8 protein-coding genes are annotated in these 6,619 nt (G+C 65.5%); 4 read left to right on the top strand and 4 right to left on the bottom strand.

The window, feature by feature from the left end; genetic code table 11:
- Positions 1 to 3 precede the first annotated feature (3 nt).
- The 4 genes from BJQ90_RS04780 to BJQ90_RS04765 are packed head-to-tail and all read right to left on the bottom strand — an operon-like array spanning position 4 to position 2,310.
- Positions 4 to 837 (bottom strand): alpha/beta fold hydrolase, encoded by an 834-nt coding sequence (locus BJQ90_RS04780; RefSeq protein WP_226759163.1) that lies wholly within the window; start codon positions 835 to 837, stop codon positions 4 to 6.
- A 59-nt stretch (positions 838 to 896) separates the two neighbouring features.
- Positions 897 to 1,523, bottom strand: a complete 627-nt coding sequence (locus tag BJQ90_RS04775; RefSeq protein ID WP_226759162.1) for a thymidine kinase — start codon at positions 1,521 to 1,523, stop codon at positions 897 to 899.
- A gap of 47 nt (positions 1,524 to 1,570) precedes the next feature.
- Positions 1,571 to 1,936 (bottom strand): hypothetical protein, encoded by a 366-nt coding sequence (locus BJQ90_RS04770; protein ID WP_226759161.1) that lies wholly within the window; start codon positions 1,934 to 1,936, stop codon positions 1,571 to 1,573.
- Positions 1,937 to 1,992: 56 nt separating this feature from the next.
- Entirely contained in the window at positions 1,993 to 2,310 is a 318-nt protein-coding gene (locus BJQ90_RS04765; RefSeq protein WP_226759160.1) for an alpha/beta fold hydrolase, read from the bottom strand.
- Between the two features lie 77 nt (positions 2,311 to 2,387).
- On the opposite strand from BJQ90_RS04765, the gene lysS reads away from it, so the two are divergent.
- The 4 genes from lysS to BJQ90_RS04745 all read left to right on the top strand — a co-directional run.
- Positions 2,388 to 3,920 (top strand): lysine--tRNA ligase, encoded by a 1,533-nt coding sequence (gene lysS / locus BJQ90_RS04760; RefSeq protein WP_226759159.1) that lies wholly within the window; start codon positions 2,388 to 2,390, stop codon positions 3,918 to 3,920.
- Positions 3,921 to 3,922: 2 nt separating this feature from the next.
- Positions 3,923 to 4,111, top strand: a complete 189-nt coding sequence (locus BJQ90_RS04755) for a hypothetical protein (protein WP_226759158.1) — start codon at positions 3,923 to 3,925, stop codon at positions 4,109 to 4,111.
- 136 nt (positions 4,112 to 4,247) lie between these two features.
- Positions 4,248 to 4,574, top strand: coding sequence for a histone-like nucleoid-structuring protein Lsr2 (locus BJQ90_RS04750; protein WP_226759157.1), 327 nt, complete (start codon positions 4,248 to 4,250; stop codon positions 4,572 to 4,574).
- A gap of 357 nt (positions 4,575 to 4,931) precedes the next feature.
- A partial coding sequence (locus BJQ90_RS04745) for an ATP-dependent Clp protease ATP-binding subunit (protein ID WP_226759156.1) occupies positions 4,932 to 6,619 on the top strand: 1,688 nt, incomplete at its 3' end.

The following is a 6,619-nucleotide window of genomic DNA, read 5'->3' as shown; positions in this document are numbered from 1 at the left end:
GGGTTAGCTGGCGAAGAATTCGCTGAGCGCGGAGATGAGCTTGTCCGGTGCCTTGTTGACGCCGTCGTGACCCATGCCGGGCAGGATCGTGTAGCTGGAGCCGGAGAGCACCTCGTGGATCTGGGCGCAGGCCACACCGAAGTACGCCGGGCTCTTCTCGCCCACGATGATCAGCGTTTCCAGCGGCAGTTCCAGGAAGGGCTCCGCCGGCATGTCGGCGGCGATGATGGCCTTGATCTCCCGGACCCCGGTCTTCATCAGCTCGCGCATCTGTTTACCGATTGGGGTGCCGGCGGCCAGTTTGTTGGCCAGGGTCAGCATGGACAGCGGCATCCGGGACAGGGCGCTGCCGGTCTCCAGGCCCCTGAGCAGCACGGCGAGAGCGCGGTCGTCGTCGCCGGCCGCCGTCGCCTTCTCATACTCGGTGGTCCAGTCAGCGGTGACGCTGTGGTTCACCGAGACGGCCGGGTCGTACACGGCGAGGCGTTCCACCGGCAGGGTGCGGGCGGCGTGCAGTGCCACCGCGCCGCCGAAGCTGTGCCCGAAGACGTCTGTGCTGGAGGTGTGCTTCATCACCGCGTCGAGGTCTTTGATGTCCACATCGAGGGTGTAGTCCTCCGGCTGCGGCGAGGAGGAACCGCGGCCGCGCCGGTTGAAGGTGTGCACCGGCCGGCCCAGGGACGCGCTGAGCTTCTGGGCGAAACGCGTGTAGTCGGAGGCGGTCACCATTGAGGCCGCCACGACGACGACGCCGGAGCCCGCGGAGGCAAGCTCGGCACCCGTGCTGAAAAGCTCGATCGTGCCACCGTCGGGGGTCCTGATGTTCTCGCGGGTCATGCTCCGAGCCTAGCCGAGGCTGCAGCTACGGCGTAGTAGGGTTCCCCGGCGGTGGCCGGCTAGTTCCCCAGCCGCCCGCCGGAGACCTCAAGGTAGCAGGAGCCGCAGAGCGATTCGTACCAGACGTCCTGGCCGTCGATCGCGACCTGGTCGCCGTCGAAGACCACCTGGTCGCCGGCCCGGCGGGTGTTGAAGATGGCCTTGCGGCCGCAGCGGCAGATGGTCTTGAGTTCCTCAAGGGTGTGCGCGATTTCCAGCAGCCGCAGCGAACCCGGGAACGCCCGGGTGCGGAAGTCCGTGCGGATGCCGTATGCCAGCACCGGAACGTTGTCCAGGACCGCGATACGGAACAGGTCATCCACCTGGCCCGGTTCCAGGAACTGGGCCTCGTCCACCAGCAGGCAGGCGACCGGCTGAGTGTCCACATGCTCCAGCAGGGCGTCCGGATCGTCTCCGTGGGCGTGGGCGGTGAACAGCTCCCGGGCGGATGCCCCGGCCGGGATCAGGAAGTCTACCGAACGGGTCATGCCCAGGCGGGACACGACGTCGGAGTCGCCCTTGGTGTCAACATCCGGCTTGGCCAGCAGGACCCGCTGGCCGCGTTCCTCGTAGTTGAAGGCGGCCTGCAGCAGGCCCGTTGACTTGCCGGAGTTCATCGCACCGTAGCGGAAGTAGAGCTTGGCCAAAGGGGTCCTTTCGAAAGGGTCGCCCACCGATTGTAAGGGCGCGCCCCTCAGCGGCCCAGCTTGAGCCGGGGCCTGCGCGCCGGGAGGGGCCGCAGGGTCCCTTCGCCGGCCAGCAGGAAACGGGCGGCCGCCCGGGGCAGCCGGATTCCGGGACGCAGCGGGCTTTCGTGGAGCTGGCCGGGCAGCACGCCAAATTCAATCGAGGGGACGGCGGCGGCGAGCTGGCGGCCGACCTCGGCGAAGTAGTCCGGGCTCCAGCCGCCGCTCAGCATCAGTGTGGGGGTAGTCACTGACGCGAAGTCCGCCAGTTCGGCATCGGCGTCCAGCACCGCCCGCATCTCCAGGACGGCGGTGGGCAGCAGTTCGCGCATCTCGGCGCCTGTGCTTGTCCGGGCGGAGAGGATGCTAAGCATCCGCAGCGCGCCCAGCGGAAGCTTGGAGACCGGCCCGGCCGTCTCAAGGCCCTGGATCAGGTGCGCCCACGCCTCGTCGAGTTGCCCCGCAACACGGCCGCCAGATCGCTGACCTCGGTGGCCGCCGAGTAACCGGGCGGCTGGGAGGAGGACCCGGCGCGTCCGCGTCGGTTGTAGCAATGCACCGGACGGCCCAGCAGGCGGCCGATCTTCCGCGCGAAGGGGCGGTACAGGGCATCGGTGACAAGGGTGCCGTGGACGACGACGATTCCCTGCCCCGGCGCGTTCCCCTGCGCGGGCCTCTCCGCCGGACGGAAGGAATGCAGCTCGAGGTGTCCTCCGCCGTCGTCGGTGCTGATGGTCCGCGTCTCCACAGCCCTGAGTCTATTCCGCAACGGGCCATACCTGTGCGGGACCTGAATGGGCAGAAACCCCGGTAAACTTGGGGATTGTGACTTCCCAAAACACCTCCGCCCCGAACACCGCCGCCGACTCCCACGACGCCAGCGAGCAGACGCGCATCCGCATGGAGAAGCGCGCCAAGCTGATCGAGCGCGGCATCGAGGCGTATCCGGTGGGTGTTGAACGCACACATTCACTGAGTGAAATCCGTGAGAAGTATGCGCATCTCGAGGCCGACGAAACCACCGGCGACGTCGTCGGTGTGACCGGCCGCATCGTCTTCATCCGCAACACCGGCAAGCTCTGCTTCGCCACGCTCCAGGAGGGCGGCGTTGACGGCAAGGCCGTCCGGCTGCAGGTCATGCTGAGCCTGGCCAACATCGGCGAGGATGCGCTCGCCGACTGGAAGGGCCTCGTAGACCTCGGCGACCACGTTTTCGTCAAGGGCGAGGTCATTTCCTCGCGGCGCGGCGAGCTCTCCGTCATGGCCGGGTCCTGGTCCATGGCCTCCAAAGCCCTGCGCCCGCTGCCGGTGCTGCACGCCGAGCTCAACGAGGAAACCCGCGTCCGCCAGCGCTACGTGGACCTCATCGTCCGGGACGAAGCCCGCGAAATGGTCTACACCCGTGCCGCGATCACACGATCCATCCGCGAGACCCTGCACCGCCAGGGCTACGTCGAGGTGGAAACGCCGATGCTGCAGCTGGTCCACGGTGGCGCCACGGCTCGACCCTTCGAAACGCACATGAACGCATTCGACCAGAAAATGACCCTGCGCATCGCCACCGAGCTGTACCTCAAGCGAACCGTCGTCGGCGGAATCGACCGTGTCTACGACATGGGCCGCGTCTTCCGCAATGAAGGGGTGGACTCCACCCACAGCCCGGAATTCACCACCCTGGAAAGCTATGAGGCGTGGGCCGACCAGTTCGTCATGGCGGACCGCATCAAGGAGCTGATCCTCGACGCCGCCGACGCCGCCGGCGTGGGCCGGGTCCTGCAGACCGAGGCCGGGGAGATCAACCTCGACGGCGACTGGGCCTGGATGGCGGTCTACCCGGGACTCTCCGAAACCGTGGGCCAGGAAATCACCCCGGAGACCCCGGCGTCTCAACTGCTGGCGCTCGCCGCCAAGCATGAGGTCAAGGTCGACGCCAACTGGGATGCCGAGAAGCTGGTGGTGGAACTCTTCGGCGAACTGGTCGAGCCGACGCTGTTGAACCCGACGTTTGTGTATGACTACCCGCCGTCGGCCCAGCCGCTGGCCCGCCAGCACCGCGAGGACGACCGCCTCATCGAGGCGTGGGACCTCATCATCGGCGGCATGGAGCGGGGCACGGCCTTCTCCGAGCTGATTGATCCGGTGATCCAGCGCGAGCGGCTCACCGAGCAGTCGCGCCGCTCCGCCGCCGGCGACGTGGAGGCCATGCAGCTGGACGAGGATTTCCTCCGCGCTTTGGAGTACGGCGCCCCGCCCATGGGCGGGATCGGCCTGGGCATCGACCGGCTGGTCATGCTCTTCACCGGCGCCGGTATCCGCGAGACCATTCTGTTCCCGCTGCTCAAGCCCGAAGGACACTGACCATGGAGTACATCGCCGTATTGCTTCCCTCCGTGGTGGTCGGCCTGATTTTCTGGTTCGCCATGAAATCCATTTTCAATGCCGACAAATCCGAGCGCCAGGCCGAAGCGCGTGCCCAAGCGGAAGCCGAGGGAAATGCCCAGGCGCCCGATACCCGCCGTAACGACGGCCATTCCAAGGGCCTGAACTAATAGCGGGCTATTCAACCTTGGGTTTTCCTTGGAAAATCTATTTGGCTTTGACTCGTTGCCATTAAGCAGAGGATACTTTTAAGCAGATAGATCCTGCTTTTCCTAAATACTCATCCTTTTGGAAAGAGAGTCTTTAATGGCACAGAAAGTAAAAATCATCCTTGTTGATGATCTGGATGGGGGATCCGCGGACGAAACCGTCCGGTTTGGCCTGGACGGCGTCAGTTACGAAATCGACCTGTCGGCGGACAATGCCGCGCAGCTGCGCTCTGCAGTTGAGCGTTTTGTGGCGCACGCGCGCAAGACCTCAAGCGGCCGCGCAACCCGCACCAAAATTTCATCCGGCCGGAACCAGGACTCAGCACAGATCCGGCAGTGGGCACGCGATAACGGCTATGCAGTAAACAGCCGCGGCCGCATCCAAGCTGAAATTCAGGAAGCCTACCAAAAGGCGAATTCCTAGCCGTCAAGCCAGGTATCCTGCGGCGCCTTATGCGCCAGGGCGCATTACCTATCACAAAGCCCCTGCTTTTCGGCGGGGGCTTTGTCGTGCACGGCCCCGGCGCCCGCGGCGCTGCAGGGCCCCGTGTAGTCCCGGCAGGGCCCCGTGTAGTCCCGGCCCGGCGGGCCGCCCGTCCCGGACCCGTCGGCAGGGTCGTGCCGTGCCCACCGGCCGCCCCTGCAGGGCCCCGGCCGGGCCGCGTTCGCGCCCTGATGTGACGCGGCTGCGTCGTCCCGGTTTCCCCTGTGGCGAACAAGCCCCAATTCTTGAACCCGGCCACGTAGCATCAAAGTACGTCGTAGCTAGGAGTGTGGCGAAATGTTTGAGCGATTTACGGACCGTGCCCGTCGCGTAGTTGTGCTTGCCCAAGAAGAGGCACGCATGCTGAACCACAATTACATTGGTACCGAACACATCCTCTTGGGTTTGATCCATGAAGGTGAAGGTGTTGCTGCCAAAGCCCTTGAGTCCTTGAGCATTTCGCTCGACGGCGTCCGCGAGCAGGTGCAGGAGATCATCGGGCAGGGCCAGCAAGCCCCGTCCGGACACATCCCCTTCACCCCGCGCGCCAAGAAGGTCTTGGAACTCTCGCTCCGCGAGGCGCTGCAGCTGGGACACAACTACATCGGCACCGAGCACATCCTGCTCGGTCTCATCCGCGAGGGTGAAGGCGTTGCCGCCCAGGTGCTGGTCAAGCTCGGTGCGGACCTGAACCGGGTACGCCAGCAGGTCATCCAGCTGCTCTCGGGCTACCAGGGCAAGGAAACCACCGGTGCGGGCGCTGGCCCAGGCCAGGCCGAAGGCACCCCTGCGGGTTCCGTCGTCCTGGACCAGTTCGGCCGAAACCTGACCCAGGCTGCCCGGGAAAACAAGCTTGACCCTGTCATCGGGCGCGAATCCGAGATGGAACGCGTCATGCAGGTCCTTTCCCGCCGTACCAAGAACAACCCCGTCCTGATCGGCGAGCCCGGCGTCGGCAAGACCGCCGTCGTCGAGGGTCTGGCCCAGGCGATTGTCCGCGGCGACGTTCCGGAGACCATCAAGGACAAGCAGCTGTACACGCTGGACCTTGGGTCCCTCGTCGCCGGTTCACGCTACCGCGGTGACTTCGAAGAGCGCCTCAAGAAGGTCCTCAAGGAGATCCGCACCCGCGGCGACATCATCCTGTTCATTGATGAAATCCACACCCTGGTCGGTGCCGGTGCCGCCGAGGGCGCCATCGATGCGGCCTCGATTCTGAAGCCCATGCTGGCCCGCGGTGAGCTCCAGACCATCGGTGCCACCACGCTGGACGAGTACCGCAAACACATCGAGAAGGATGCCGCGCTGGAGCGCCGTTTCCAGCCGATCCAGGTCAAGGAGCCCTCCGTCGCTCACGCGATCGAGATCCTCAAGGGCCTCCGCGACCGGTACGAGGCACACCACCGCGTCACCATCACCGACGGCGCCCTCGCCTCGGCGGCGAGCCTGTCCGAGCGCTACATCTCGGACCGTTTCCTGCCGGACAAGGCGATCGACCTGATCGATGAGGCCGGCGCACGGCTGCGCATCCGCCGGATGACTGCCCCGCCGGAGCTGAAAATCATGGACGAGAAGATCGCCGCCATGAAGCTGGAGAAGGAATCCGCGATTGACGCGCAGGACTTCGAAGGCGCCGCCTCGCTGCGCGACAAGGAGCAGAAGCTCATTGCCGAGCGTGCCGAGAAGGAACGCCAGTGGAAGACCGGCGGCATGGACGACATCTCCGAAGTTGATGAAGACCTGATCGCGGAAGTGCTGGCGAACTCCACGGGCATCCCGGTGTTCAAGCTGACCGAGGAGGAGTCCTCGCGACTGCTGAAGATGGAAGACGAGCTGCACAAGCGCGTTGTCGGCCAGGACGAGGCCATCAAGTCCCTGTCCCAGGCGATCCGCCGTACCCGTGCAGGCCTGAAGGACCCGAAGCGTCCGGGTGGTTCGTTCATCTTCGCCGGCCCCACCGGTGTCGGTAAGACCGAGCTCGCCAA

The organism is Arthrobacter sp. SO3 (assembly GCF_020532825.1).
In the GTDB taxonomy this organism is placed as follows: Bacteria; Actinomycetota; Actinomycetes; order Actinomycetales; family Micrococcaceae; genus Arthrobacter.
Note: the sequence above shows the minus strand (reverse complement) of the source record. Positions and strands in the feature narration are given on the sequence as shown.

Excerpts from the sequence above, each read along its gene's own strand:
- BJQ90_RS04770 (WP_226759161.1), bottom strand. The coding sequence starts at position 1,936 with ATGCTTAGCATCCTCTCCGCCCGGACAAGCACAGGCGCCGAGATGCGC.
- BJQ90_RS04750 (WP_226759157.1), top strand. The coding sequence starts at position 4,248 with ATGGCACAGAAAGTAAAAATCATCCTTGTTGATGATCTGGATGGGGGA.
- BJQ90_RS04780 (WP_226759163.1), bottom strand. The coding sequence starts at position 837 with ATGACCCGCGAGAACATCAGGACCCCCGACGGTGGCACGATCGAGCTT.
- BJQ90_RS04755 (WP_226759158.1), top strand. The coding sequence starts at position 3,923 with ATGGAGTACATCGCCGTATTGCTTCCCTCCGTGGTGGTCGGCCTGATT.